This window comes from Phyllobacterium sp. 22552 (genome assembly GCF_052044585.1).
In the GTDB taxonomy this organism is placed as follows: domain Bacteria; phylum Pseudomonadota; class Alphaproteobacteria; order Rhizobiales; family Rhizobiaceae; genus Phyllobacterium; species Phyllobacterium ifriqiyense.
The window spans coordinates 211,761-237,708 of sequence record NZ_JBQENG010000005.1 but is presented as its reverse complement, the minus strand read 5'-3'; the positions used below and the strand labels follow the sequence as shown (position 1 = coordinate 237,708).

Sequence of the window (25,948 nt, the reverse complement as noted above, 5' to 3'; positions counted from 1 at the left end):
GAGCGATGAGCGAAGGGCATAAGTTCTAAACGGAGTGGCCGCAGGCATATCTTTTACGGATTTGCCGAAATGAGTTCTTTCATGACTTTGCCGAACTTATGTTCGATCTGATCGCGAAGCCGGTGGCGGCCGTGATCAACCTGCTTGATGCCCGTTACCCAAGTCGAATCTACTTTGGCACCATTGGCAAAAATCCATGAGTCCAACGCAACGTCACCGGAAAACAGATCCGGCGTCTGGAGCTGGATGCTGATGAAATCCGCGGGTTTGCCAATGGCAAGGCCTGTCTCGACGCCGAGGGCAGTTCCGCCGCCGCTGACAGCGTGGTCGAACAGCGCCCTGCCTGTCGATCCGCCCGCTGGTGCGAGCACGTTGCGCGAGCGATGCGCCAGACGCTGCGAATATTCTAGCTGACGCAGCTCGTCGCCAATTCCTATCAGAACATTTGAGTCCGAACCGATGCCGAAGCCACCGCCCGCTTGCGTGAATAATTGTGCTGAAAATGTTCCATCGCCCAGATTGGCTTCCGTGATTGGGCAGAGACCGGCAATTGCACCGCTGCGGGCCATGGCCTGGGTCTCGTCATCTGTCATATGTGTCGCGTGTATAAGACACCAACTTTTGTCCAGATCAGCATTTTGGAGCAGCCATTTGACGGGACAGGCACCGGACCAGGCGATGCAATCGTCAACTTCCTTTATTTGCTCGGCGACATGGATGTGTTTCGGATTTTTTCCAGCGATGGCCGTCACGGCTGCCAGTTCATCCGGCGTCACTGCTCGCAGACTATGGGGCGCTACGCCGACTTTCGCATCGGGCAAGTCCTTGACTGCCTGCTGGCATCCGGCATGAAGCTTTTCATAAGCGTCCAGTGTGTTGATGAACCGGCGCTGTCCCTCTGAGGGGGCAGCGCCGCCGAACGTGGAATGCGCATAGAAAACAGGCAGTAGGGTAAGTCCTATCCCCGTCACGTTTGCAGCTGCTGCAATCCGCTCACCCATCTCGGCAATATTTGCATATTGCCGCCCGTCAATATCGTGGTGGAGGTAATGGAACTCGCCGACACGTGTAAAACCCGCCTCCAGCATTTCCATATATAGTTGCGCTGCGACTGCTTCCATCTGCTCCGGCGTCATTGTCAGAGCAAAGCGATACATGACATTGCGCCAGCTCCAAAAACTATCGGCACCAGGACCGCGGCTTTCTGCAAGTCCTGCCATGCCGCGCTGAAATGCGTGGCTGTGAAGATTTGGCGTGCCGGGGAGAATGATCGAATGGCGCTCATCGTCGGGAAGCGGAGCGCTGTCCGGCTGCATAGCGGTAATGCCAGTGCTGTCAAAACTTATGCGGACGTTCTGTTGCCAGCCGGAAGTCGTCAATGCTGCCTGTGCAAATATATGCGTCAATGGTGAATCCTCCCGAAGCGACAGAAAAACCGTTTGCGTTGATCTCAATTATGTCTATACATATTAGCAGGAGAAGAAAAGGCGTAAAGCTCATGGGCGGAAATATAATTTCAGACGAAAGTGAGGCTCGGCATGCAGATGTGGAAGTGTGGCGCAATATGCGCCTGCTTAGCTGCCAGCGCGATGCAACCGCTATCATTGATCAAGCGGCGATCCTCGTAAAGAATGGGCGTGTTGTTCTTGCGGGCGCGGAAAAAGACCTTCCGGCGGAAGCGCAAGCGGCCACATCCCATGACCTTGAAGGCAGATTGGTGACGCCATCTCTGATCGATTGTCACACGCATCTTGTCTATGGCGGCAACCGCGCGCGGGAATTCGAAATGCGGCTTGAAGGGGCAAGCTACGAAGACGTTGCCCGCGCTGGCGGCGGCATTGTTTCATCCGTCAAGGCAACCAATGCGTTGAGCGAAGATGAACTAATCGCGCAAAGCCTGCCGCGCCTGGATACGCTGCTGGCAGAGGGCATTTCAACCATCGAAATCAAATCGGGCTATGGGCTGAATATTGAAGCCGAGCTGAAAATGCTGCGCGTTGCGCGGCGATTGGCGACCATGCGGCCGGTGCGGATTTATAGCAGTTATCTTGCTGCCCATGCAGTGCCGCTTGAATATCGTGGCCGTGCCGATGATTATATTTCTGAGGTCGTGCTACCCGGGTTGGAAGCTGCTCATGCGGAAAAGCTGGTCGATGCGGTCGACGGATTTTGCGAGGGCATTGCTTTTTCTCCAGCGCAGATCGCCCGTGTGTTTGACAAGGCAAAATCTCTCGGCCTTCCCGTCAAGCTTCATGCAGAACAACTTTCCAATCTCGGCGGTGCCAAGCTTGCGGCATCTTACGGCGCGCTTTCCGCCGACCATCTCGAATATCTTGATGAAGAGGGTGCGAAAGCCATGGCAGCGGCTGGAACAGTTGCTGTTTTGCTGCCGGGCGCTTTTTATACTCTACGCGAAGAACAGGCTCCGCCCGTCCAGTTGCTCCGAGAGGCAGGCGTTCACATTGCCGTGGCAACCGATTGCAATCCCGGTACCTCACCGCTCACTTCGCTGCTTTTGACGATGAACATGGCTTGCACGCTTTTCCGCCTGACAGTTGACGAGGCGTTTTCGGGTGCAACGCGCGAGGCGGCGCGTGCGCTTGGCATATTGAATGACACAGGCACGATCGAAGCGGGCAAATCAGCCGACTTCGCGGTCTGGAATGCGACGAGCCCGGCTGAGCTTGTCTACCGTATAGGGTTCAACCCTCTCCACATGCGTATTTTCCGCGGACAAAGGATTACTCGATGACCATTATACTTCATCCGGGCAGTGTTTCGCTCAGCACGCTTGAGACGATTTACTGGCAAGGAGCGCCCGTCAGGCTGGACCCGTCATCCCATGCCGGGATTGAGGCCGCCGCGCGGCGTATTGCTGAAATTGCTGCTGGCAATGTGCCCGTTTACGGGATCAATACGGGCTTTGGAAAGCTGGCTTCTATCAAGATCGATGCTGCCGATGTTGGAACGCTGCAACGCAATCTGATCCTTTCGCATTGCTGCGGTGTCGGCAATGCTTTGCCGGAAAATATCGTCCGCCTAATCATGGCTCTGAAGCTGATATCGTTGGGCCGTGGCGCTTCCGGGGTGCGTTTCGAGCTGATCACGCTCATTGAGGCAATGCTGGAAAAGGGCGTTATTCCGGTCATTCCGGAAAAGGGTTCAGTTGGCGCTTCCGGTGACCTTGCTCCTTTGGCACATATGGCTGCGGCGATGATCGGCGAAGGCGATGTCGTTTTCGATGGCGCGCAAATGCCTGCCGGAGATGGTCTCGCCAAGGCGGGTCTGAGGCCCGTCGTGCTTGCGGCCAAAGAGGGGCTTGCACTTATCAATGGCACGCAAGTCTCCACTGCACTGGCTTTGGCTGGGCTGTTTCGCGCCCATCGCGCTGGCCAGTCGGCATTGGTCACAGGTGCATTGTCGACAGATGCGGCGATGGGCTCATCGGCTCCTTTCCATGCGGACATACATTCGCTTCGGGGCCATCGCGGCCAGATCGATACAGGTGCTGCATTGCGGCGCCTGCTTGAAAACTCTCCTATTCGCGAGAGCCACATTGAGGGCGACGAGCGGGTACAGGATCCTTATTGCATCCGCTGTCAACCACAGGTTGACGGGGCATGTCTTGATCTGCTCCGAATGGCGGCGCGCACCCTGGAAATCGAAGCCAATGCGGTGACAGACAATCCGCTGGTCTTGAGCGATGGCTCGGTGGTTTCGGGCGGTAATTTTCATGCTGAACCCGTGGCTTTTGCTGCCGATCAGATCGCGCTCGCCATCTGCGAAATTGGATCGATAGCCCAGCGCCGCATCGCCTTGCTAGTCGATCCGACCTTGAGCTATGGCTTGCCGGCATTCCTGGCTCGCAAGCCGGGACTAAATTCAGGACTCATGATTGCTGAAGTAACGTCAGCCGCCTTGATGTCTGAGAACAAGCAGATGTCGCATCCGGCCTCTGTCGACTCGACACCCACATCGGCCAATCAGGAAGACCATGTTTCGATGGCCTGTCATGGTGCGCGCCGTCTCTTGCAGATGACAGATAATCTTTTCTCGATCATTGGTATTGAAGCTTTGACTGCGGCACAGGGAATTGACCTGCGTGCACCGCTGCAGACCAGCCCGGAACTCACGCGCGCTCATGGCGTTATTCGAGCAGCGGTGCCTACATTGGAGGAGGATCGCTATATGGCTCCTGATCTGAAGGCTGTTTCAGAGGTGGTTGCTTCCGGCAAGCTGAACGCTGCCATCTCACCCGACATCCTGCCGCTGCTCGATACAAGCTTGTGAGGATCGGTCAATGAGCGCTGTTGAAGTAAAACAAGGTACATCTCCAATTATTCTCGGTTTTCCGCATACGGGTACGGAAGTTCCGGCCGATATCCATGCGCGTCTCAACGAGAATGGCCAGATGCTGGCGGATACGGATTGGCACATTGATCAACTCTATGATGGCCTGCTGCCAAACGTAACTACGGTGCGTGCAACATTCCATCGATATGTCATCGACGCCAATCGCGACCCCGATGGAAACAGTCTTTATCCCGGCCAGAATACAACGACACTGGTTCCGGAAACAGACTTTGACGGCAAGCCGATCTGGCGCGACAAACAGCAACCCACGCCCGCCGATATCAAGCTGAGGCTGGAGGCTTTTCATCGTCCCTATCACGATGCTTTGTCAGCGGAAATCAAACGGGTTCATGAGATGCATGGACTGTGTATCCTCTACGATTGCCATTCCATACGCTCGCACATTCCCTTTCTGTTTCAGGGCAAATTGCCGGATTTCAACATTGGTACAAATGAGGGCAAAAGCTGTTCACCGGAAATTGCTTCGGCAGTGGGGCGTATTGCCTTTGCCGCTTCCGGATATGACGCGGTCATCAATGGACGTTTCAAGGGCGGCTGGACAACCCGGCACTATGGCCAGCCGGAGAACAACATCCACGCCATACAGATGGAGCTGACGCAATCTTCCCATCTAACGACCGAGGCCCCTCCTTTCGACTATGACGAAGCCAAGGCGGAAAAACTGCGCAAGCACCTCAAAGATATTCTCGAAATTCTTGAACAGACTGCAATCAAACTGGGAAGCAGATATGAACAATCCAAGGCATAATATCCGCGAAATCCGCAGCCCTCGCGGCAATGAACTCAATGCAAAATCGTGGATGACCGAAGCGCCCTTGCGCATGTTGATGAACAATCTCGATCCCGATGTTGCAGAGAATCCGAATGAGCTGGTTGTCTATGGCGGCATAGGCCGCGCCGCCCGCACATGGGATGATTTTGACAAGATTGTCGCCACGCTGAAAACGCTGAACGAAGATGAGACATTGCTGGTGCAATCCGGCAAGCCTGTCGGCGTGTTCAAGACCCATTCAAATGCACCGCGCGTTCTGATTGCAAACTCCAATCTCGTGCCGCATTGGGCGACCTGGGATCATTTCAACGAACTGGATAAGAAGGGTTTGGCCATGTATGGCCAGATGACTGCCGGTTCATGGATTTATATCGGTACACAAGGTATCGTTCAGGGTACATATGAAACCTTCGTCGAGGCGGGTCGTCAGCATTATGGCGGTAGCCTCAAGGGCAAATGGATATTGACCGGCGGCCTTGGCGGCATGGGCGGCGCGCAGCCACTGGCTGCTGTCATGGCAGGTGCGTGCTGTCTCGCTGTCGAGTGCAACCCGGACTCAATCGATTTCCGTCTACGCACCCGCTATGTCGATGCGAAAGCTGAAACGCTGGATGAAGCGCTCGAAATGATTGACCGCTGGACCAAGGCGGGTGAAGCAAAATCGGTTGGCCTTCTTGGCAATGCCGCGGAAATATTGCCGGAGCTGGTTCGTCGCGGCGTCCGCCCGGATATTGTGACTGACCAGACTTCGGCGCATGATCCGATCAATGGCTATCTTCCTAAAGGCTGGACCATGGCCGAATGGCGGGCCAAGCGCGAGAGCGACCCGAAAGCTGTCGAGAAAGCCGCACGCGCCTCAATGCGTGAGCATGTCGAAGCGATGATTGCTTTCTGGGAACAGGGCATTCCAACGCTCGACTATGGCAATAATATTCGTCAGGTGGCCAAGGATGAAGGTTTGGAAAATGCTTTCGCATTCCCCGGCTTCGTGCCTGCCTATATCCGCCCGCTTTTCTGCCGTGGTGTCGGCCCGTTCCGTTGGGCTGCACTTTCCGGTGATCCGGAAGACATTTACAAGACCGATGCCAAGGTCAAGGAACTGACGCCCGGCAATACGCATCTGCACAATTGGCTCGACATGGCGCGTGACCGCATTGCCTTTCAGGGCCTGCCAGCACGCATCTGCTGGGTGGGTTTGGGTGATCGCGACCGGCTGGGTCTCGCGTTCAACGAAATGGTTCGCACGGGTGAGTTGAAAGCGCCAATTGTTATCGGTCGTGATCATCTTGATTCCGGTTCCGTTGCTTCTCCCAATCGGGAAACGGAAGCGATGAAGGATGGCTCGGATGCCGTATCGGACTGGCCTCTGTTGAACGCGCTTCTGAATACTGCATCGGGTGCAACATGGGTGTCGCTGCATCATGGCGGCGGTGTGGGCATGGGCTTCTCGCAACATTCCGGCATGGTGATCTGCTGCGATGGCACGGACGACGCTGCGGAGCGCATCAAGCGGGTTCTGTGGAATGATCCGGCGACCGGTGTTATGCGTCACGCGGATGCGGGCTATGAGATAGCGCTGGATTGCGCCAAAGAAAAAGGTCTCAACCTGCCGGGCATATTAGGCTGATGCATATATTGCGCGCCAGTGATCACAAACAGATGCCCTGGAAAAACGGCGGCGGTGTCACGACGGAGATTGCCGTAGCCCCCGCCGGGGCAGGTGTTGGTGAGTTTCATTGGCGCGTCAGTATGGCGACAGTTGCCTCCGATGGACCATTCTCCTCCTTCGAGAATATTGATCGCATCCTTACGGTTTTGGACGGAGAAGGTATGAATCTCGATGTGGCGGGAATGGAGCCCATTCGCCTGACAACTGCCTCCGAGCCCTTTGCCTTTCCCGGCGATGCCGAAACATCTGCAACACTGGTCTCCGGCACCATCACTGATCTCAATGTCATGACCCGCCGAGGTCAATGGCATGCGACGGTGGAGCGACTGACAGTCAAAGAACCCTGCATTGTAAGAACTGGTTCCGGCAGCAGCATCATTTTTTGCGTCGAGGGAACGCTCGAACTGGCGGATCGATCGGTCCTCACGAAACATGATGCGTTGTTTGTCGGCGAAGCAGATGGTATGGCCACGATTGCTGTTGGGGGCTCTGCGGTTATCTTGATTATTCGCCTTGCGCCCAGTTCGTTGACGAGGCCAATTTGAACAAAGCCACCCTCCCCTCACCTGTTGACCCTGACCAATCCAAAGGCCAGCTGTCTGCACGTATCCGCAGCGATATTGAGCGGCGCATACTTTCAGGGGAATGGGCGCCGGGATATCGCATTCCGATAGAGCGTGAACTGATGGATACTTACGGTTGCGCACGCATGACTGTAAACAAGGCGCTTGTGGCGCTTGCCGCTTCAGGACTGATCGAGCGCCGTCGTCGTGCGGGCAGTTTTGTTTCACAGCCACTTGTCCAATCTGCCGTCATCGAGATTTCAGACGTGAAGGCTGAGGTTGAGGCTATCGGTCAAGTCTATCGGCTGGAGGTTGTCTCGCGTCGTCAAAGGACCAGCACGGCAGCGGATATGAAGCGTCTTGATGTGCAGACCCCTCGCCCCGTTCTGGCAGTGCTGTGCCGGCATTTGGCCGGCCGCCGCGTGCATGCCTTTGAAGATCGTCTTATTGATCTGGTAAGCGTACCCAATGCCAGCGACATTGCTTTTGAAAATGTCCCGCCCGGCACCTGGCTGCGCGAGCATGTGCCGTGGTCTGAAGCGGAGAACCGCATAAACGCATTGAATGCCGATGCGGTCTTGTCCGCCCATTTGGGAATCAAGGAAGGCGCTGCCTGCTTGCAGGTCGAACGTTCGACCTGGCGCGGGACCCAGCCGATCACTGCCGTGCGCATGTATTATCCCGGCGACAGCTATCGCCTCGTCGCGCATTTCAGCCCGAAGGGTAATTAATCGGTCTTGAGCGTGCCGGTTCTCGCACCTTTTTAGCGGGACAAAAAATTTCGCTTGTCATCCCGCTGTTATAAACAGACAGTACAAAGAAAAAATTGCGCAGCTGTGCAATAGGGGATGAAAATGAACGGGCAGGCTTTCCTTAAAGTGGCTGGAATGAGTGTTGGCTATGGGCCGACGACTGTTCTGGACAATCTTGATCTGGACATTGCCAAGGGGGAGTTTGTCGCTCTCCTTGGCTCTTCGGGCTGTGGCAAAACAACTTTGCTGCGCACGATTGCCGGTTTCGCAAAGCCGTTTTCCGGGCGGATCGAAGTTGCCGGTCGGAATGTAACGGAACTGCCGCCCGACAAGCGCGGCATGGCACTCGTGTTCCAGTCCTATGCGCTGTGGCCTCACATGACTGTTGCGCAGAATATTGGCTACGGCCTGAAGCTCCAAAAGCACTCGCGCGAAACCATCAATAGCCGCGTTGCCGAGATGCAGGAACTGCTCGGGCTCTCTGGCCTCGGTAACCGCAAGCCCGGCCAGCTTTCGGGTGGACAGCGTCAGCGCGTCGCCCTTGGCAGAGCTTTGGCAATTGACCCGGAAATTCTCCTGCTTGACGAGCCTCTCTCCAATCTCGATGCGCGCATTCGCCTGACTGTTCGCCATGAAATTCGCGTCTTGCAAAAGCGCCTTGGCATCACGGCTGTTCATGTCACCCATGACCGGGAAGAAGCGATGGTCATGGCCGACCGCATCGTCATTATGAATGCGGGGCGGATCGAACAACAGGGACCACCAGAGGAAGTTTATAACAAACCGGCCTCGCCTTTCGTTGCCGCTTTCATGGGTGCCGAGAATCTTCTGCCGATGCAGGTGCGTGTGCAAGGCGACCTGATTGAGCTAGCTGAAGGCGAGTATAACCAGACCTCGGTTACATCACGCTCGGGCCGCCCATTGACCACCGGTCCTGTGGAATTGCGTTTTCGCGCGGAAGCTGCGCGACTTGCGCGTGTTCAAGACGTTGCGATGCAGGGCACCGGTCATCTCGAATTGCGGGGGCAAATTGCAAGTGTAAGTTATCCCGGTGGCCATTGGCGTCATGCTGTGCGCCTTGGAGACCGCGAAATACTCGTCGATGCCGACGCGCCATACAATCAGGGTGAAACGGTGAAAGTGCAAATACCGGCGGACTCGCTCTTTATCTTCAATACCTCAACAAATACGGCGAAAATAACATAAAAGCGAAGCGAAACTGCGCTTAGCTTCTGCTGTGCCTTATACCATTAAAATTAACAATCTTGCTCAGGGAGTTACATATGAAAACGCTTCTACAGGCTTCTCTCATTCTGGGACTTGTCACAGGCCCAGCTGCCGCTGCTGATCTGACTGTTTTGACCGCAGGCGATCAGAACATGGTCGACTATATAAATGACTATCTTGGGCCCCTCTTTGAAAAGGAAAACCCTGGAACGACAGTCAGGGTCGTGGGCACGGGTCCGGGCGATGCCGGGTCGCAGAAAATCGTGGAACGTTTCGACGCGCAATCAAAAGCCAACGTCGAAAAGTGGGACGCAGATGTTGCAGTTGTCCACGAAAAATTCGCTGGTCCAATGGTAAAGAACGGCTATCTGGAATCCTATCGCTCGAAGATCGCATCGGGCGAGATGGTGACAAGTGAAAAAGCCAAGATGGCGCTTGGCTCGAATGTCGATGGCTATGTCATGCCCATGTTCTCCAGCCAGACGGCAATCGCCTATAATCCTGCGCTCATACCGACACCGCCAAAGAGCTATGAAGAGCTGGTGAGCTGGGCAAAGGAAAATCCCAAACAGTTCGGCTATAACGGAATCAAGGGTGGCGCTTCCGGCGTCAGCTTCGTCATGGGCTGGATCTATGCGTTTGGCGATGGCGATGCGGCCAAATTGATGAATGGTCCGTTCGATGAAGCCGAAACCAAGAAATGGGACAAGGCATTTGCCGGCCTGAAGGATTTCACGACGAACGCGACCCTTACGCCGGGCAATGCCGGCACTTTGGACATGCTGAGCCGGGGTGAAATAGCCATGGGCCCGGTATGGGTGGATATGTTCTATTCCTGGCAGGCTGATGGCAAACTGCCGCCGGAAATGAAGCTCTTCCTGCCTGCACCCGGCATGCCGGGCCAGCCAATGCATTATGTCATTCCGGCAAAAAGCCCGAACACTGAACTGGCCGAAAAGTTCGTTGCGCTGGCAACCAGCCCGAAAGTTCAGGCTGAAGGCATTGTCAAGCGCTTCAACTGGTATCCGGGCATTGATGCCAAGTTTGTACAGCCGGAGCTGGACAAGGCCAGCTGGGACAAGCTCTTTGTCGATATCTCACCGGAGGATCTTGCAACCAAAGCCAAGCCTTTCCCGATCGCTCCCTATAATTCGGCGATTTTGGAAGCCTATGAGAAGAACGTAGCAAACTAATTTTTGAAGCAGGGGCTTTCGCTTGCGAAGGCCCCTCCCCTTTCCTGTGCAGGTAATATCCATGCGGAAAAACCTCCTCGCCATACTTCTCGTCCTGCCAGCGCTGGTGATGATAGTGCTGTTCTTCATCGTGCCGCTGATTGCATCCATTCTGGGTGCATTCGAAGTGGGCGATGCCTGGGGACTGGGTAATTTCCGCAAATCTTTCGAGCTTTACTCCAGCGATATGATTTTCACGGTGGTCATCGTCACCGTTTCAACGGCTTTAATCGGCCTGTTTTCAATAGCAATCGGCGGATATCTGACGCTTGGGGAAAACCCGCGCGCTATCGCCATTCTACGCTGGCTTTATCGCTGGCCCATGTTCATTCCATTCATCGTGGTTGGGCAAATATTGCGGACCTTTCTCGCCAAGAACGGCCTGATGAACAATATCCTAGTCAGCCTCGGCATCCTAACCCCGTTACAAACGATTGGTTTCCTCGATTGGCGCGGGATTGTCATTGCCTTTGTTTGGAAACAGACACCTTTCGTTACGTTACTTGTGGCTGGCGCCATGGCTTCATTGGATCGAAGCACCATCGAGGCAGCGCGCAATCTTGGTGCGTCGCGCCCTCGCATATTGATTGAAATCGTTCTTCCCCAGATTGCCGGAACGCTTCTGGTGGGTCTGATCCTTTCCTTCGTCACCATGATGTCGGTTCTGTCGGTGCCCTTGATGATCAATGCGCAATCACCAACCATGCTAACCGCCGATATTGCTTTCCGAATCAATGCCCATGGTGACTATGGGGTAGCTAACGCGCTGGGTATGATATCGTTGATCCTGACCACAGGCGTCGCTCTGATATATCTGAGGCAGACGATGAAGGAGCGTTCATGATGATGCGCTTTGATTTCTGGTGGCTGCCGCGTGCTGTTATTTTGGGCCTTCTGGCCTTCATCATTTTTGGCCCTCTGACCAATCTACTGCTTTGGACCGTTGCCGAGAAATGGTACTTCCCTCACATGCTGCCGCTGGAATACGGTTTCAGCTTTTGGGAGCGCGTATTCTCGCCGCGCGGCAATGCTATGGGTTCTCTGGCGACAAGCATAGTCGTGGCTTCCCTTACAGTCGTCGCGTCGCTGGCCTTGGCCATTCCGGCTGGCTATGCCCTGTCGCGCCTGAAACTGCCCTTCCGCGGGCTCATCCTGCTTGCGTTTCTTATTCCTCAGGCATTCCCCAACCTTCCGGTCTATGTAAATATTGCGCGGTTTTTCTATCAGATCGGGCTGAACGGCACTATTTCCGGTGTGGTGCTGGTCCATGTAACCCATGGGCTCGTCTATGCGGTCTGGATTGCGACGGCTGCATTCTCAGCGGTTCAGATTGACCTTGAAGAAGCGGCACGATCCATCGGCGCTGGACCATTCCGGGCCTTTCGCGACATCACCCTCCCCCTCGCCGCGCCGGGGCTTTTAGCAAGCGCAATCTTTGTATTTCTTGAATCCCTGGATGAGTTTACCGGCAGCTATTTTGTTGGCGCGCCTGATGTTAATACCCTCCCGCTTTTGCTTTATACTGCGAGCTCGGGTGGAAATTATCAGATTGCCTCCATAACAGCCTTGCTGTTGCTCATACCATCGATAGGTTTCATGCTGGTGGTAGAGCGATTCTTGCGCGCCGACGTGCTTTCGAAAGTTGGACATTGAAAATGACATCCAAGAAGAAAACCTTCGACAAGGAAAGCAACCAATATGTAAGTGCCTTGCAAGTGGCCAAGCGTGCTGGTGTTTCACGTTCTGCCGTATCGCGCGCGTTCACACCGGGAGCCAGTGTTTCCGCCAAAAAGCGCGAAAAGATTCTGGAAGCTGCGGAGGCTCTTGGCTATCAGGTCAATGATTTGGCGCGTGGCCTTTTGGCCCGTAAAAGCCGTCTTGTGGGCCTTGTCGTAACCAATCCTGAATTGGGTTACCGTTCCCATCTCGTTGCTGCACTGACCAAGGCCTTGATCCATCGCGGTAGCGTTCCCATCGTCATCAATACCGGCCGCACGGAGGAAGAACTGACGGCGGCGCAAAAGACCCTGTTCGGGTATCGCGCCGAGGCGACCATCATACTATCAGGATCCCCGCCCTCTTCTTTCGTTGAACTGGCCAGCCGCAATGGCCAGCCGCTTATCGTACTCGGGCGATCGGAAACGGGTGCCGACGATGTTAATATCGATAATGAAGGTGCCGGACGCGCAGCGGCTCGTTTCTTTCTGGATAACGGCCTTAAGAACTTGGCTTTCGCGGCCACGGTGGTGCGTACGCCCACGACAATCAAAAGAGAGTTTGGGTTTCGGGACGAGGCGGAAAAGAACGGCGCTACTGTTTTGTCCGGAGAAGGCACCAATTCAGACTATCAAGGCGGGCAGGCCGCAGCACGAAAGCTTTTTGGTGGAAGTACGCGGCCTGACGCCGTGTTCTGCGTGAATGACCTCGTGGCATTCGGATTGATTGATTACATCCGCCACAACACGACGCTTTCCATTCCGGAAGATGTCTCGGTTATCGGCTTTGACGACATTCCTGAAGCCTCCTGGGATGCATATAACCTTACGACATTCCGGCAGGATGCCGCCATCATGGCGCAGCATGCTGTTTCACTGCTGGAGAAACGTGAAGCAGACCCTGCTCGCCCGCCTGCGCATGAGCGGCTGGCCACAAGTCTTATCCTGCGGGGCAGCACGCGCCTGCCCGCCAACCGCTCGTAAAACCCGGGACAGCAACAGCGATGAAGATCATTCAAGTGACCGACCTGCACCTCGTCCAGCCGGGTAAACTCCTTTGCGGGTTGGACCCGCTTGATCGGCTTCAAAGATGTATTGAAAATATCAACAAACATCACGCCGATGCAGATATGGTAATTTTCACCGGAGACCTAAGCGATACAGGTGATGAAGAAACCTATCAGCTGCTTGCAACAGAGCTGAACAAACTTGTCACTCCTTATCACCTGATGTTGGGTAATCACGATAATCGCGACGTATTCTTGAGAGTTTTCCCGTCTATCGTTCCGGAAGATGGCTTTGTTCATAGGGTGGTCGATACTGATGAGGGCCGGTTTATTCTGCTTGATACTCTGGAGACGGGAAGGGTGGAAGGCCGGCTGGATGGCACACGCCTTGCTTGGTTGAAACAACAGTTGCAGGATGCGAGGGGCATGTCGGTCTATGTGTTCACCCATCATCCGCCTTTCCCCATTCATATGCCTCATCTGGACCCGATAGGCCTTATTGAAGCTGGCGAACTTTTTGAGCTTTTGAAAGAGCACGGGAATGTTCGGCATGTTTTCGCCGGACACGCGCATCGACCTGTTGCCGGAAGTTGGCGCGGCATACCAGTGAGTGTATTGCGTGGCACCAACCATCAATCGGCGCTTGGCTTCGCGCCTGACAAGCTTGCCGTGACGCATGAGCCACCGGTGTATGGCGTGATCTTTATTGATCGCGAGACAGTTATTGTCCACTCACACGATTTTCTCGATACGTCAGCGGCCTATTATTGATTTGTTTCCGCAGGGCCGTTCGGCTGTGCTTTACCTTGCCGTATCTCGTGCGAAGGCGTTTGAGCATGAAACCTGCTGTACAATTTCGAAAAGCGCGTGGGGTTGGAAAACTGCAGCTGCGCCGCAACCTGTCTAACGGACAGAGCTTCACCATTCAGGATCATTTCGCGGGCGAGGGCGATGCGCTTTTGTAATAAGACCTGCGTTGGGGTCGCGGCATAGGTTTTGCGAAAAAGCCGCTGCAATGCCCGCACATTAATCCCGGCTGCTTCTGCTATGTTTGATGCTGCGACTGGGTTGGAAATATTTGCCTGCATGAAGGATTCAGCGAGGGTGAGGGGATCTGCGAGAGCCACTTGCTGGTCAGTGTCGAAGCTTTCGGCGTGTGAGGGTTCTTTTAAAGCCATGAATGAAACTCGTATAATACTGATAAAAACAATTATGGGTTGTGGTGCAAAAAAATTTAAATCGAGAATAGCATTACGTAATTATCGCAACTGCCGTAGGATTGAAATTAAACCTTTGGCTAAGGGAAACCTTGCGCGTGTTGACAGCTGACAACGAGGTTAAACTGCAAACAGAGTTGACAGCTGTCAACCGATAGCACCTGTCATCCATTCACTTTTTATAAACCACATTTCCTTACTATTTAAGAAATTGCACTTTTTGTAAGCGAGTACGGTAGTGTCCCAGCGTCCCAAGGCAGTTTCTTCCCACTTGTCTATTCCAGCCATTTCACGGCGGCACCTGCTGCTTGGAGTTGGTTCAATGGCGGCGCTCAGTGCTTCGGGTTGCACACAAACATCGTTTGGTCTGCCGGAGCTGGATGTCGACCCTATCTCCACCAGTGGAGTGCGCCCGCAGATCAGCATCGATAAATCGGTTACCGTTCCCGATGTCATGTATGCCGCGGTGCAGGAGGGGCCTTATCACCTTCCTGCCGTGCCCTATCAAAAAGTGCCGGCGCAATTTCGCAGACAGGTTGTTCTCGACCCAACCGGCGAGCAACCGGGTACTATTGTCGTGCATCTGCAGCAGCGTTTTCTCTATCTCGTCCAGCCCGGCGGTGACGCAATCCGTTATGGCGTGGGTATTGGCAAGGCCGGTTTCCTTTGGAATGGCCGCGCCAATATCCAGTATAAGAAAGAATGGCCGCGCTGGACGCCGCCTCGCGAGATGATCCAGCGCAAGCCGGAGCTGGTGAAATACCAGAACGGACAAGAGCCGGGACCAGACAATCCCCTGGGAGCACGCGCCCTATATATTTTCAAAGATGGGGTAGATACTGGCTACCGTATTCACGGCTCACCGGAATGGTGGTCGATTGGGCAATCCATGTCGTCGGGTTGCGTCCGCCTTATCAATCAGGATATAATAGATTTGTATAGCCGCGTACCTGGCAAGGCGACCGTCGTCGTCGTTTAAAGCATTAATGGGCTCGGATCGAAGAGAAGTTAAAACCCTACTATCTTCTGTTTATCCAATCATTTACCATAAATACAATGGTTTATGATTCTGCCGACTTATCCATCAATGACCTGTTTCGCCCGGTTGTCGCCGCCGAGGATGCTCTGGCGCGTCTTGACGAGCGGATTGCGCGCAAGAGCGACCTGAATGAGTCTTCTCGTCGTTACGGAGATGGATTGACGCGCGAGAACGAAGGCTGGATCGCGCGCTCGCATTTCATGGAAGCCTGCAATGCATTGTGGCTCGCTGGTGAACTTGTGCATGTGGAGGATCTCGTTCTCCATGATGCCCGAATGGATATACGGGCGCCGACTCACGAACTGACGCGGGCACATAATATCTTGCGCGTGCGGCGGCAGATTGCTTCAAACCCACCGGCATGGGCTTTGAGCGCCAAGGGTCTTGCAAGCCTGAGAGGACGTTGGTTTACCGATCCCGTAACGCCGGAGGTAATTTCTGAGCCGGGCAGCAATCCGGAATTCCTGAACGAAAGCAAGACAGATGCCGAGAGCGCATTTGAGGACGAACTTGCACGTTTCGATGCGTTGCTGGACCGGACGAGCCATAGATTGCTGACGCCAGCCAATGCCCCCGCGCCTGTGAGAGGTGAGGGGAGGCTGGAGAGGAAATCTGTTTCGTCAGAGGTAAGTTCGGATGGTGATCCCTTGGTCTACGATCCGGATTGGGACGAAGATGAACGTATTGGTCGATGGTTGGTTGTGCACGACATGACCCGCGATTTGCCGCCGCTTTTGGCAGCGGCGCTGTTATGGGATGCATGGGAAGATATTGAGCCACTTCAGCATCAGCACTGGCTTGGGCCTATGCTGGTTTCTGCGATGTTGCGGGAACGGGGGAAAACACGATCGCATTTGGCCGCGTTTAATTCAGGCCTCCGCAACGTGCCGCGGGACCGCCGCCGGGCACGAGACCGGGCAACCCGCCTCGCAGCATTTCTCGGAGCGGTTGAGGCGGCCAGCATCGCAAACCTCAAGGAAATAGAGCGATTGGGGCTCGCCAGAATACAGATGGAACGCAAACTAAAGGACCGGCGGTCAACATCCAGCCTGCCCGGAATGATCGATCTTGCGCTATCCCGCCCCATGATTTCCGCAGGTCTGGTGGCCAAGGAATTGAAGGTTTCGCAGCGCGGCGCCCTCAATCTAATCGGGGAACTCGGCCTGCGGGAAATGACGGGTCGGGGACGCTACCGGGCCTGGGGTATTATCTGATTACTACTCAGCACAACTAAATTACACGCTGAGTTTGCAAATTTTCAGCAAAATTTGATGATTCTTCGGCAATTTCTCCCGAATTTACCCACATCTGTGCAGGCTTGGCTGTTTTTTCAAATGAGAAGGCAATCCTTTGTCGAGAGGATTGATTTTCGCCAAATAATACTTGATTATTAAAGTCATAAATATTAAGCCGCCATGCGACTGCGCTCTGCACATGAGATACGTCCGGCAATCCGGACGAGCCGCAGGACAAAATAAGGATACCGAGAAGATGCGAGCAATGGCCACAATGCCTCTATCATCAGGTTCAATATTGTATGGTCTGAGAACAAGTGCTCTTGGTCTGGCAATCGTCTTTGGTGGTCTCGTTCCGTCCATTTCGACAGCGCAGGAAAATCCGGCACCGGCAGCGCAGCCTGTACAGCAGGTGCAACCTGCTGCACCTCAGCCCTCCACGCCAGCTGCCGAACCAGCGCCCTCAATGCAGGTAACTCCGCCGGCTAGCACTGCCGCACCAGCCGTAGAGCCAACCGCTCCGGCAGCTGATGCCAAGGCAACTTTGCCGCATAATCTTTCGCCATGGGGCATGTTCATGGCTGCTGACTGGGTGGTCAAGGGCGTCATGATCGGTCTGGCTTTCGCCTCGCTGGTGACATGGACAGTGTGGCTGGCAAAGACCCTCGAACTGGCCGCCGCAAGAATGCGTGCCTATCGCGCCCTCAATGCCATTGGCAGTGCGCGCACACTTCAAGATGCCGAGCGGGCGCTTGAGGGGAGGGGAGGGCCGGGCGCTCTGCTGGTCAATGCCGCACGCGAGGAAGTGCGTCTTTCTCAAGAAGCGCAGGCGCACACAAGTGCGGATGGTTTGAAGGAACGCGTTGCATCGCGTCTTTCGCGCATCGAAGCCCAGGCCGGCCGCCGCATGAGCCGCGGCACCGGCGTGCTCGCGACCATCGGTTCCACCGCACCCTTTGTCGGCCTGTTCGGTACGGTCTGGGGTATCATGAATTCCTTCATCGGTATTTCGCAATCCCAGACGACCAACCTTGCCATTGTTGCACCGGGCATCGCCGAGGCGCTGCTGGCAACGGCCATTGGGCTGGTTGCGGCTATTCCCGCCGTTGTCATCTATAATGTCTTCGCCCGCTCAATCACCGGCTACCGCCAGCTCCTTGCGGATGCTTCGGCAGGGGTCGAGCGTCTGGTCAGCCGCGACGTTGACTATGCCTGCGTGCCTTCCGCTGCCACAGCGGCAAGGCAGCTTCGTCACGCAGCTGCCGAGTAGGAGCACCAAAATGGCTGGCGGTATCAGGCACAATGTTTCCGACGACGAATTGCAGGAAAACCACGAAATCAACGTGACACCCTTTATCGATGTCATGCTGGTCCTGCTCATCATCTTCATGGTTGCCGCACCGCTGGCAACAGTCGATATCAATGTCGATCTTCCCGCCTCGACGGCAACACCCGTACCGCGCCCGGATCAGCCGCTTTATCTTACGCTCAAAGAAGACAAGACAATCTCAATCGGCAATAATTCGGTGACAGCTGACACGCTTGGCAGCTTCGTTGATCAACAAACCGAGGGCGACAAGGAAACCCGCGTTTTTCTGCAAGCAGACAAGTCGGTTGACTATGGTTCGCTCATGGACCTGATGAACAATCTGCGTTCCAACGGCTACCTCAAGATCGCGCTGGTCGGTCTCGAAAGCGCACCGCTCGCTGCACCAGGCGGAAACGCGCAGTAATGACAAACAGGCCGAGCACCCTCATGGGCGGATTGTTGCACCCCAACTGGTCTGAAGTCGGACGCTGGACGATAGCCGGTATTGTTGTGGTTGCCGTCCATGCTGGTGCCGCCTTGGCGATTCACACCTATCAGCCGGAAGATGAAGGCGGTGATATCGCCGCGCCAATCATGATCGACATGGAGCCGATGCCGGCACCGGTTGTTGCTCAGCCGGTAAAGGAAGAGCCCGCAATCGAACCGGAACCGGTAGAGCCGGAGGTCGCCGAACAGGAAGCGGCAACGCCGGAAGTTGAGCCGGAGCCGCAGGTAGAACCTGTCGAAGAAGTGGCTGAGGCGGAGCCGGTACCTGAAGAGGTCGAGCCACTCGAAGAGCAGACCGAAGAACTGGTTGAACTGCCAGAGGTTGAAGTGCCGCTGCCGGTCGTACGTCCCGCGCAGGAAAAGCCAAAAAAGCCTGTTGAAAAGAAGATTGTCCGCAAGGTTGAAAAGCCTGTCACCGCCAAGGTGATAAATGATAAGCCGGTTGAAGAAAAACGCCAGGTAGCGTCGTCAAGTGCGTCGTCGGCTCGCTTAGCGCAAACATGGGGAAAGCGAATTAACAGCTATCTTGCAAGGTTTGCACGAGGAGCAAGACGGGGCAGTCCAGGAAAAGGTGTTGTGGGTATCCGGGTTTCCATCAGCGTCGGTGGCGATATTACATCGTCCACCATAGTTGCAAGTTCGGGGTCAGCAGAAGTTGATCAGTACGCTCTCCAGATGATACGTCGTGCATCACCTGTTCCCTCTGCACCAGATGACTATACTGGTAGTGGCTTTACGCAGGTAGTTCCCATTCGAATGGAATGACGCTTCTCAACTGGCTGATGTGCACATTCGCCAGTACCTCATATTGCAAGAAATATTCAAGGAAGTGGTCAATGACCGAAATCGCCGGACAGAACCAGATGCACTCAGCCTCGCAGGCCGTGGATGAGGCTTTGCTGGAACTTGGCGATGTGAGCTTTGCCATCGAATCGCGAACATTGCTGCAGCCGCTTTCGCTGAAATTGCAGTCGCGCCGCGTGACCGGTCTTATCGGTCATAATGGATCTGGAAAATCCACACTGGTAAAGATCCTCGCCCGGCAGCAGCCGCCAAGTTCGGGCACCGTATTGTTTGAAGGCAAGGCTATTGAAGAATGGGGCGCTCGTCCCTTTGCCCGCAAGGTCGCCTATCTTCCGCAATATACGCCGCAAGCCGATGGCATGCTGGTTAAGGAACTGGTGGCGCTGGGTCGATATCCCTGGCATGGCGCACTTGGCCGCTTTAGCAAGCAGGATCGTGAAAAGGTCGAAGAAGCGATTGAACTGACCGATATTGGCGGCTTTGCTGATCGTCTGGTCGATACGCTTTCGGGCGGCGAACGCCAGCGCGTCTGGTTGGCTATGCTGGTGGCACAGGATGCAGAATGGCTGCTGCTCGACGAGCCGATCTCCGCATTGGACGTGGCACATCAGGTTGAAATCCTGTCGCTGGTGCATCGCCTGTCGCGCCAGAAAGGGCTTGGCGTCGTGGTCGTCCTGCATGATGTGAACATGGCCGCCCGCTATTGCGATGAAATCATTGCGCTGCACTCCGGCAAGCTGATCGCTCGCGGTACGCCTGATGAAATCATGACATCGGAAAGCCTTGGTGCAATTTATGGCATTGAGATGGATGTCATCCGCCATCCATCGTCAGGTCTGCCAGTCAGCTTTGTAAGATAAAGGGCCGTCAAGACGGCCCTTTCGTTCTGCAAATGAAATTGCAATGATACTGATTGCGATGCCAATCAGATCTTGCGATTGAAGGCCTCGACAATCAGCTTGATGCCCAGGAAGCCCATGACAGTGCCCGCGGAGTAATCCAACCATTTTTTCAGGCGGCTGTAGAGGGCGCGCATGCGGAAACCGGAAAATGCCAGGGCGACGATTGTATACCACCCCGCTTCCACCAGAAACAACGAAACCGGGATTGCAAAAAGCAACCATTTGGCAGGATCAGCGGGCAGTACGGCAGCAAAGATACTGGCGTAAAAGATCGATGTTTTCGGATTGCTGAGCTGGGTAATCAAGCCGGTGAAAAATGCCCGATACACGGTCATTTCCTTGGAACCACGCACCGATTTACCCGTGTCTAGCGGCGCTGAGGCGCCCCGGCAAATACGGTAGGCCATATAAATCAGATAGCCGCCGCCGATTATCTTGAAGGCAAGGTAGAGCCATTCGAACTGCATCAGCAGCGCTGTCAGTCCCAATACGGCCAAGGAAGCGAAAATAAATCCGCCAACACCCATGCCCAGCGCCGAAGCCAGACCATGGGCGCGAGAGCTGGAAAGGGCAATGCGCGACACGAGCACAAAGCTCGGACCGGGGCTCATGGCACCGATCGCCATTGCCGCGATGATACTGACGAGAATTGCAAGTGCGTCCATAATTTCCTCCAAGCTTGTTGGCGCAAACCATCATAGCGTTGTGAAGCGGTGGCTTGTCAATTCAGAATTGCAAGCAAGTTAGGAGCAGGGCTCGGGCGGTATGGCGGCTGGAGATGGAGCGGGAGCAGCGTTCTTCTGTTCCGGCATCTGTTCTGCGGGCGGTGTTATTGCCGGTTCGGATTTTCGAAGGTCGTTCCGGTTGAACGGTTCCTCCTGCGCAATTGCGCGGAACAGCCTCTTTGCCGGACCTTCCAGCAATTCGACGCGGCCGGGATAATTGGCGGAATCATGCCACGGTGCCGTTAGAAACCGGATATTATCAGACGATATCACGCGCACGGCGAGGGCAAGTTTTATCATCAGGCCGGGCGTAAACTCCGGATCGGTCGTGACGGATCCACTGGCCACGCCCACGAAATGGAGCAGCTTGACAGGATTGAGCAACATGCCGCCACCCATGATCTTTTGCCCCAAGGCAGACAGGAAGCGTTGCTGCCGCTGGATGCGCCCAATATCGGTTCCATTGCTCAGGCCATGGCGCACCCGGACATAGCCGAGAGCCTGTTCCCCGCGCAGAAGTTGCAAACCGGATGGCAGGTCGAGGGGAACATAGGTATCGTGGATCGGTTCGGGCAGACAGACCTCGACGCCGCCGGCCGCATCCACCAGCGTTTTGAACCCCGTGAAATCGACAATGACGAAATGATCAATATGGATGCCGGTGAGCGTTTCAATGGTCTTCCAGATGCACCCGATGCCCCCGGTACTGAATGATGAATTGATGATGCCGCGCTGCGCCCTTTGTCCCGGCAGGCCATTGCGCGCGACGCATCCGGGCAGCCGAACCCGCAAATCCCGCGGAAAGCTGATGATGGTCAGTTCACTGCGGTCGGCAGGCAGGTGCACCAGCATGATTGTATCCGTGCGCTCGCCAAAACGAGCCGCATCATTTCCTTCCCGGCGATCCGACCCTACAAGAAGGATATTTATCGCCGATGGCGACGCTTTGGCAGGACGGTTTTCGCCCAGTTCATCGGACGTGACCTTGATGTGCCTGACATTGGAGATCATCGTGAGATAGGTGATGCCAATGCCAAGAACCAACAATATTATAAAGGCAGCAGCAGTCAGGATCGACCAAAGGATCCAACGGGGCATCCGCTTGGGCGGATTCTTTTCAGAAAGTGATTCATCGGTCAAATTTATTGCCCATATTAGATGGTGTTAAGATACATCGGGGCGTTGCAGTTGCAATCCCCATCCGGCCCTCACGACCGTGATAAATTGAGCTAATTCGGAACCTTGGACTGTATGGACGGTTTCCTTTCGGACAACCACCAAAAGGTTCTGAAATCATGACGCTTAAAGCACTTGCCATTAATTGCACGCTGAAGGTCGATGGACAGTCGTCAACACAAAGAATGATTGATCTGATTGCCGAATCTCTTGAGCCCTTTGACGTTGAAACCTCATCGCTTCGTCTTGCCGAATTCAACGTCAAACCCGGCGTGAAATCCGATGAGGGTGAGGGGGACGACTGGCCCTCCATAAGAAAGAGACTGCTTGAATCCGACATACTCATTCTTGGCACGCCGATCTGGATGGGCCAGCCTTCAAGTGTTTGCAAGCGCGCGCTCGAACGCATGGATGCCTTTCTGGAAGAAACGGATGATCAAGGCCGCATGCTCACCTATGGCAAGGTTGCAGCCGTGGCTGTTGTTGGCAATGAAGACGGGGCGCATCATGTCTCTGCCGAACTTTATCAGGCCTTGAACGATGTGGGTTTTTCGCTTGCACCAAATGCCGTGAGTTACTGGGTAGGGGAGGCCATGGGCAGCGTCAATTTTGTGGATTTGACAAAGGTACCTGATGTCGTCACCAATACATTGGCGATGCTGGCACGAAACACCGCACATCTTGCCAAAGTTCTCAAAACCAATGCATATCCAGGTGAAAAAACCGAGGCATAACCGGCTTGTTGCTTTTCGCATCGGCAGATGGGGTTTCGTGTGGCTTACCAGAAACCTTGTCTTGCTAATGCGAAGCCAGTTGATACTGTACCGAAGCTGACCATTGCATGTTCTGGCTGATCTTGTGGAGAATGGATAAGTGAATGCGGACGAAGAACACCATCTGGTAGCCGCCAGATTAGCTGCCATCGTTGATAGTTCATTTGATGCAATCATCAGCAAGGATCTAAACAGTATCATTACGAGCTGGAACCCGGCGGCCGAGCACTTTTTCGGCTACAAGGCGGAAGAGGTCATCGGCAAGAGCATTCGCATTCTCATCCCCGAGAGTCATCAGAGCGAAGAAGACGAGATAATCTCCCGTGTCCGGGCTGGTGAGGTGGTTGAAAGCTTCGAAACTCTTCGTGTCAGAAAAGACGGCTCGTTCATTCCCGTCTCGCTCACTGTTTCACCCATCAAGGACGAGAATGGCAGGATTGTCGGCGCTTCAAAAATCGCGCGTGACATCACTGTTTCGCGTGACAATGAGCGGCGCATTCGGCTTTTGCTTCGCGAAGTCAATCATCGCGTGAAGAACCAGTATGCGGTCATGATGTCCATCATTCGTGAAACCGCAAAGCGAACGCAGAGCGTTGAGGAGTTTCAACGTCAGATAAATGAACGCATAGCATCGCTCGCCAGCTCGCATGACGTTCTGGTTTCAACAGATTGGAAAGGCGGCGATCTGAGAACGCTGATCAATGATCAGCTGAAACCGTTTAAACATGATGGGCTCATAACCGTTGACGGGCCTCAATTGATCCTCGCAGCGCCCGCAGTCTTGCATATAGGAATGGCCATGCACGAGCTGGCGACGAACTCAGCAAAATACGGCGTCCTCGCATCCTCGCAGGGCATGATCACTATTTCCTGGGCGATTGAGGGCAGCGTCGACGAAGAGCTTTTAAAACTCCGTTGGGACGAAACCAACAATGCGCCTACTGTTAAAGTCGAACAGAAATCCGGCTTTGGATATGTTGTATTGCAGCGTGCCACGCCGCTGGCGCTGCGTGGCACTGCTCAAATTACGGTGAATGACGAACGCCGCATGTGGGAGCTGGTCGCCCCGCTGAAGGAATGCGTTTCGGATATGGTAGACAACGAACTTTAGACCCTACGGGGCGGCGATCAACTCCACTCGGCTCCCCACTCCTGAACCATATGGTCAGGCCCCACTTGCTTGAATTGGCGGATCGGAACCTGATAATCGACAGCGCGGATCGGGCTCTTCAATTCATCATTGACCAACCGCTTTTTGCCGGCGCGCCGGCTTGGATCAGCCATGGGCACCGCAGAGAGCAACCTGCGTGTATAGGGATGCTGCGGATTGCCGAACACGCTTGCACGCGTTCCGATCTCCACAATCTCGCCAAGATACATCACTGCCACGCGGTGACTTATGCGTTCAACCACGGCCATATCATGTGAAATGAACAGGAAGGCCAGTTTCAACCTTTCCTGCAGGTCCAGCATCAGATTGATCACCTGTGCCTTGATGGAAACATCGAGCGCGGAAACCGCCTCATCGGCAATGATGAGCTGCGGTCCCAAAGACAGGGCGCGGGCGATGCATATGCGCTGGCGCTGGCCGCCGGAGAATTCATGCGGGTAGCGGTCATAGACATCGCCGCTCATGCCGACGCTCTTCAAAAGCTCGCTCACGCGTTCGCGCGCACGTTTCGGTGTTTCGGTGCCATGGGCAATCATTGGTTCGGCTATACTCTCGCCGATGCGCATACGCGGATTAAGGCTGGCATAGGGGTCCTGAAAGATCATCTGCATGCGCTTGCGCATGTCGCGGAACGAGGATTTTTCGATATTCAGAATGTCATCCCCGGCAAGCCGGATCGAGCCGCTTGTCGGCGCGGTCAGCCGTACAATCGAGCGGCCCGTTGTTGACTTGCCGCAGCCGGACTCGCCAACCAGAGCAAGGGTTTCGCCGGGATATATATTGAACGAGACATTCTCGACCGCATGCACGCGGCCAGCCAGCCCACGCAACACGCCTTTGCGGATGTCAAAATATTTGGTCAGATTTTTTACTTCAAGGATTGGCTTTGTCGCCTCAACCGTATCAATGCCCTCGGGGGGTTCAACGGCTATTCCGGTTTGCTGATCGACCAGAGGAAAGCGGAGAGGCCGTGTCTTGCCTGTCATGGAGCCGAGCTTTGGTACGGCAGACAAAAGCGAGCGCGTATAGGCATGCTGGGGATTGGCGAAAATATCGGCGGTATCGCCGCTTTCGACAACATCGCCGCGTAACATCACGATAGTGCGGTCGGCAATTTCGGCAACGACGCCCATATCATGCGTGATGAAGAGGACGGCCATTCCATCCTCATCCTGCAAATCCCGGATGAGTTCGAGAATTTGAGCCTGAATGGTAACATCGAGCGCGGTGGTAGGCTCATCCGCAATCAGCAGTTTCGGTTTGCAGGCGAGCGCCATGGCAATCATGACCCGCTGGCGCATGCCGCCGGACAGCCGGTGCGGATAGTCGTTGGCGCGCGATTTTGCAGAAGGGATGCGCACACGATCCAAAAGCCGGATGACTTCAGCCTCGGCTTGGGTCAGGCTCATATTGCGGTGGCGCATCAACGCTTCGGCGATCTGAAATCCAATGGTCAGGCTTGGATTGAGACTGGTCATCGGCTCCTGAAAGATCATGGCAATTTCGTTGCCGCGCACATTGCGCATCTCCCGCTCCGGCAGGTCCAGAAGCGATCGCCCTGCCAGTGTAATATTGCCCTCGACCTTGCTGTTGCCACCCGGCAGCAGCCGCATGATCGACAGTGCGGTCATGCTTTTGCCCGAACCGGATTCGCCGACGATAGCCACCGTCGTCCTCGGCGCGATGTCAAATGAGATGTCGCGAATGACCGGCGTCCACGCCCCATCATTGTAAAAGGAGGTACGCAGCTTGGTGACGGAAAGAATGGGAGGGGTCATT

Annotated in this window: 26 protein-coding genes; 20 read left to right on the top strand and 6 right to left on the bottom strand. The window is 54.8% G+C overall.

All coding sequences use genetic code 11. The annotated features are described in order from the left end of the window. Positions 1-53: 53 nt before the first annotated feature. Complete coding sequence (locus tag ACTJI9_RS14085) at positions 54-1,406, bottom strand: formimidoylglutamate deiminase (RefSeq protein WP_440808762.1); 1,353 nt, start codon at positions 1,404-1,406, stop codon at positions 54-56. A 92-nt stretch (positions 1,407-1,498) separates the two neighbouring features. On the opposite strand from ACTJI9_RS14085, the gene hutI reads away from it, so the two are divergent. The 12 genes from hutI to ACTJI9_RS14025 all read left to right on the top strand — a co-directional run bounded on the left by hutI (position 1,499) and on the right by ACTJI9_RS14025 (position 14,082). Further along, positions 1,499-2,752: an imidazolonepropionase gene (gene hutI, locus ACTJI9_RS14080; protein ID WP_440808759.1), complete on the top strand. Its 1,254-nt coding sequence runs from the start codon at positions 1,499-1,501 to the stop codon at positions 2,750-2,752. After that, complete coding sequence (gene hutH, locus ACTJI9_RS14075; RefSeq protein WP_336441971.1) at positions 2,749-4,290, top strand: histidine ammonia-lyase; 1,542 nt, start codon at positions 2,749-2,751, stop codon at positions 4,288-4,290. Before hutI ends, hutH begins: the two co-directional genes overlap by 4 nt. A 10-nt stretch (positions 4,291-4,300) precedes the next feature. After that, on the top strand, positions 4,301-5,122 hold the full coding sequence (gene hutG / locus ACTJI9_RS14070; protein WP_440808755.1) for an N-formylglutamate deformylase: 822 nt from the start codon (positions 4,301-4,303) through the stop codon (positions 5,120-5,122). Beyond that, positions 5,103-6,773: a urocanate hydratase gene (gene hutU, locus ACTJI9_RS14065; RefSeq protein ID WP_115053736.1), complete on the top strand. Its 1,671-nt coding sequence runs from the start codon at positions 5,103-5,105 to the stop codon at positions 6,771-6,773. Before hutG ends, hutU begins: the two co-directional genes overlap by 20 nt. After that, positions 6,773-7,360: a HutD/Ves family protein gene (locus ACTJI9_RS14060; RefSeq protein ID WP_307275876.1), complete on the top strand. Its 588-nt coding sequence runs from the start codon at positions 6,773-6,775 to the stop codon at positions 7,358-7,360. Before hutU ends, ACTJI9_RS14060 begins: the two co-directional genes overlap by 1 nt. Next, a complete protein-coding gene (hutC, locus tag ACTJI9_RS14055; protein ID WP_115053738.1) occupies positions 7,357-8,109 on the top strand; it encodes a histidine utilization repressor in 753 nt (250 codons plus the stop codon). Before ACTJI9_RS14060 ends, hutC begins: the two co-directional genes overlap by 4 nt. A gap of 123 nt (positions 8,110-8,232) precedes the next feature. Continuing rightward, on the top strand, positions 8,233-9,336 hold the full coding sequence (locus ACTJI9_RS14050) for an ABC transporter ATP-binding protein (RefSeq protein WP_115053855.1): 1,104 nt from the start codon (positions 8,233-8,235) through the stop codon (positions 9,334-9,336). Between the two features lie 77 nt (positions 9,337-9,413). Next, positions 9,414-10,550: an ABC transporter substrate-binding protein gene (locus ACTJI9_RS14045; RefSeq protein WP_115053739.1), complete on the top strand. Its 1,137-nt coding sequence runs from the start codon at positions 9,414-9,416 to the stop codon at positions 10,548-10,550. Between the two features lie 61 nt (positions 10,551-10,611). Beyond that, positions 10,612-11,433, top strand: a complete 822-nt coding sequence (locus ACTJI9_RS14040; protein ID WP_440808750.1) for an ABC transporter permease — start codon at positions 10,612-10,614, stop codon at positions 11,431-11,433. Then, on the top strand, positions 11,430-12,242 hold the full coding sequence (locus tag ACTJI9_RS14035) for an ABC transporter permease (RefSeq protein WP_440808747.1): 813 nt from the start codon (positions 11,430-11,432) through the stop codon (positions 12,240-12,242). The genes ACTJI9_RS14040 and ACTJI9_RS14035 overlap by 4 nt, the downstream gene beginning before the upstream one ends. A gap of 2 nt (positions 12,243-12,244) precedes the next feature. Further along, positions 12,245-13,288, top strand: a complete 1,044-nt coding sequence (locus ACTJI9_RS14030) for a LacI family DNA-binding transcriptional regulator (RefSeq protein ID WP_440808744.1) — start codon at positions 12,245-12,247, stop codon at positions 13,286-13,288. Positions 13,289-13,308: 20 nt separating this feature from the next. Then, positions 13,309-14,082 (top strand): phosphodiesterase, encoded by a 774-nt coding sequence (locus tag ACTJI9_RS14025; RefSeq protein WP_440808742.1) that lies wholly within the window; start codon positions 13,309-13,311, stop codon positions 14,080-14,082. On the opposite strand, the gene ACTJI9_RS14020 is transcribed toward ACTJI9_RS14025, so the two are convergent. Next, positions 14,076-14,399, bottom strand: a complete 324-nt coding sequence (locus ACTJI9_RS14020; RefSeq protein ID WP_440808739.1) for a helix-turn-helix domain-containing protein — start codon at positions 14,397-14,399, stop codon at positions 14,076-14,078. The genes ACTJI9_RS14025 and ACTJI9_RS14020 overlap by 7 nt on opposite strands. A 451-nt stretch (positions 14,400-14,850) precedes the next feature. Between ACTJI9_RS14020 and ACTJI9_RS14015 the strand changes: the two genes are divergently transcribed. Next, on the top strand, positions 14,851-15,507 hold the full coding sequence (locus ACTJI9_RS14015; RefSeq protein ID WP_440808736.1) for a L,D-transpeptidase: 657 nt from the start codon (positions 14,851-14,853) through the stop codon (positions 15,505-15,507). A 77-nt stretch (positions 15,508-15,584) separates the two neighbouring features. Continuing rightward, positions 15,585-16,781 carry an RHE_PE00001 family protein gene (locus ACTJI9_RS14010; protein WP_337354830.1) on the top strand — a complete coding sequence of 399 codons (1,197 nt, stop codon included), beginning with the start codon at positions 15,585-15,587 and terminating at the stop codon, positions 16,779-16,781. Between the two features lie 16 nt (positions 16,782-16,797). On the opposite strand, the gene ACTJI9_RS14005 is transcribed toward ACTJI9_RS14010, so the two are convergent. Beyond that, positions 16,798-17,001: a hypothetical protein gene (locus ACTJI9_RS14005; RefSeq protein WP_115053746.1), complete on the bottom strand. Its 204-nt coding sequence runs from the start codon at positions 16,999-17,001 to the stop codon at positions 16,798-16,800. Positions 17,002-17,067: 66 nt separating this feature from the next. Here ACTJI9_RS14005 and exbB point away from each other — a divergent pair, with 66 nt between their 5' ends. The 4 genes from exbB to ACTJI9_RS13985 all read left to right on the top strand — a co-directional run bounded on the left by exbB (position 17,068) and on the right by ACTJI9_RS13985 (position 20,282). Continuing rightward, entirely contained in the window at positions 17,068-18,072 is a 1,005-nt protein-coding gene (gene exbB, locus ACTJI9_RS14000; RefSeq protein ID WP_440808732.1) for a tonB-system energizer ExbB, read from the top strand. Between the two features lie 10 nt (positions 18,073-18,082). Further along, the gene (gene exbD, locus ACTJI9_RS13995; protein ID WP_336441981.1) at positions 18,083-18,535 is read left to right on the top strand and encodes a TonB system transport protein ExbD; all 453 of its coding nucleotides are present in this window, start codon (positions 18,083-18,085) and stop codon (positions 18,533-18,535) included. Then, positions 18,535-19,383 (top strand): energy transducer TonB family protein, encoded by an 849-nt coding sequence (locus ACTJI9_RS13990; protein ID WP_440808729.1) that lies wholly within the window; start codon positions 18,535-18,537, stop codon positions 19,381-19,383. The genes exbD and ACTJI9_RS13990 overlap by 1 nt, the downstream gene beginning before the upstream one ends. A gap of 98 nt (positions 19,384-19,481) precedes the next feature. After that, on the top strand, positions 19,482-20,282 hold the full coding sequence (locus ACTJI9_RS13985; RefSeq protein WP_435530203.1) for an ATP-binding cassette domain-containing protein: 801 nt from the start codon (positions 19,482-19,484) through the stop codon (positions 20,280-20,282). 65 nt (positions 20,283-20,347) lie between these two features. Here the strand turns inward: ACTJI9_RS13985 and ACTJI9_RS13980 are convergent, their stop codons facing one another. Then, positions 20,348-20,989, bottom strand: a complete 642-nt coding sequence (locus ACTJI9_RS13980) for a LysE family translocator (RefSeq protein WP_307275842.1) — start codon at positions 20,987-20,989, stop codon at positions 20,348-20,350. 78 nt (positions 20,990-21,067) lie between these two features. After that, positions 21,068-22,189, bottom strand: a complete 1,122-nt coding sequence (locus tag ACTJI9_RS13975; RefSeq protein WP_336441983.1) for an LCP family protein — start codon at positions 22,187-22,189, stop codon at positions 21,068-21,070. A 155-nt stretch (positions 22,190-22,344) separates the two neighbouring features. Here ACTJI9_RS13975 and ACTJI9_RS13970 point away from each other — a divergent pair, with 155 nt between their 5' ends. Further along, complete coding sequence (locus ACTJI9_RS13970; RefSeq protein ID WP_307275838.1) at positions 22,345-22,959, top strand: flavodoxin family protein; 615 nt, start codon at positions 22,345-22,347, stop codon at positions 22,957-22,959. 139 nt (positions 22,960-23,098) lie between these two features. Further along, positions 23,099-24,109 (top strand): PAS domain S-box protein, encoded by a 1,011-nt coding sequence (locus tag ACTJI9_RS13965; protein ID WP_307275835.1) that lies wholly within the window; start codon positions 23,099-23,101, stop codon positions 24,107-24,109. 17 nt (positions 24,110-24,126) lie between these two features. Here the strand turns inward: ACTJI9_RS13965 and ACTJI9_RS13960 are convergent, their stop codons facing one another. Continuing rightward, positions 24,127-25,947: an ABC transporter ATP-binding protein gene (locus tag ACTJI9_RS13960; RefSeq protein ID WP_440808724.1), complete on the bottom strand. Its 1,821-nt coding sequence runs from the start codon at positions 25,945-25,947 to the stop codon at positions 24,127-24,129. Between the last annotated feature and the right edge of the window lies 1 nt (position 25,948).

Bases quoted from the DNA above. Each gene is read 5' to 3' on its own strand.
- ACTJI9_RS13985 (WP_435530203.1), top strand. From the start codon at position 19,482: ATGCACTCAGCCTCGCAGGCCGTGGATGAGGCTTTGCTGGAACTTGGC.
- hutU (WP_115053736.1), top strand. From the start codon at position 5,103: ATGAACAATCCAAGGCATAATATCCGCGAAATCCGCAGCCCTCGCGGC.
- ACTJI9_RS14050 (WP_115053855.1), top strand. From the start codon at position 8,233: ATGAACGGGCAGGCTTTCCTTAAAGTGGCTGGAATGAGTGTTGGCTAT.
- ACTJI9_RS14025 (WP_440808742.1), top strand. From the start codon at position 13,309: ATGAAGATCATTCAAGTGACCGACCTGCACCTCGTCCAGCCGGGTAAA.
- exbD (WP_336441981.1), top strand. From the start codon at position 18,083: ATGGCTGGCGGTATCAGGCACAATGTTTCCGACGACGAATTGCAGGAA.
- ACTJI9_RS13980 (WP_307275842.1), bottom strand. From the start codon at position 20,989: ATGGACGCACTTGCAATTCTCGTCAGTATCATCGCGGCAATGGCGATC.
- ACTJI9_RS14015 (WP_440808736.1), top strand. From the start codon at position 14,851: ATGGCGGCGCTCAGTGCTTCGGGTTGCACACAAACATCGTTTGGTCTG.
- ACTJI9_RS14060 (WP_307275876.1), top strand. From the start codon at position 6,773: ATGCATATATTGCGCGCCAGTGATCACAAACAGATGCCCTGGAAAAAC.
- hutG (WP_440808755.1), top strand. From the start codon at position 4,301: ATGAGCGCTGTTGAAGTAAAACAAGGTACATCTCCAATTATTCTCGGT.
- ACTJI9_RS14010 (WP_337354830.1), top strand. From the start codon at position 15,585: ATGGTTTATGATTCTGCCGACTTATCCATCAATGACCTGTTTCGCCCG.
- ACTJI9_RS13970 (WP_307275838.1), top strand. From the start codon at position 22,345: ATGACGCTTAAAGCACTTGCCATTAATTGCACGCTGAAGGTCGATGGA.
- ACTJI9_RS14020 (WP_440808739.1), bottom strand. From the start codon at position 14,399: ATGCAGGCAAATATTTCCAACCCAGTCGCAGCATCAAACATAGCAGAA.
- ACTJI9_RS14030 (WP_440808744.1), top strand. From the start codon at position 12,245: ATGACATCCAAGAAGAAAACCTTCGACAAGGAAAGCAACCAATATGTA.
- ACTJI9_RS14045 (WP_115053739.1), top strand. From the start codon at position 9,414: ATGAAAACGCTTCTACAGGCTTCTCTCATTCTGGGACTTGTCACAGGC.
- hutH (WP_336441971.1), top strand. From the start codon at position 2,749: ATGACCATTATACTTCATCCGGGCAGTGTTTCGCTCAGCACGCTTGAG.
- ACTJI9_RS14035 (WP_440808747.1), top strand. From the start codon at position 11,430: ATGATGATGCGCTTTGATTTCTGGTGGCTGCCGCGTGCTGTTATTTTG.
- exbB (WP_440808732.1), top strand. From the start codon at position 17,068: ATGGCCACAATGCCTCTATCATCAGGTTCAATATTGTATGGTCTGAGA.
- hutI (WP_440808759.1), top strand. From the start codon at position 1,499: ATGGGCGGAAATATAATTTCAGACGAAAGTGAGGCTCGGCATGCAGAT.
- ACTJI9_RS14040 (WP_440808750.1), top strand. From the start codon at position 10,612: ATGCGGAAAAACCTCCTCGCCATACTTCTCGTCCTGCCAGCGCTGGTG.
- ACTJI9_RS13960 (WP_440808724.1), bottom strand. From the start codon at position 25,947: ATGACCCCTCCCATTCTTTCCGTCACCAAGCTGCGTACCTCCTTTTAC.
- ACTJI9_RS13990 (WP_440808729.1), top strand. From the start codon at position 18,535: ATGACAAACAGGCCGAGCACCCTCATGGGCGGATTGTTGCACCCCAAC.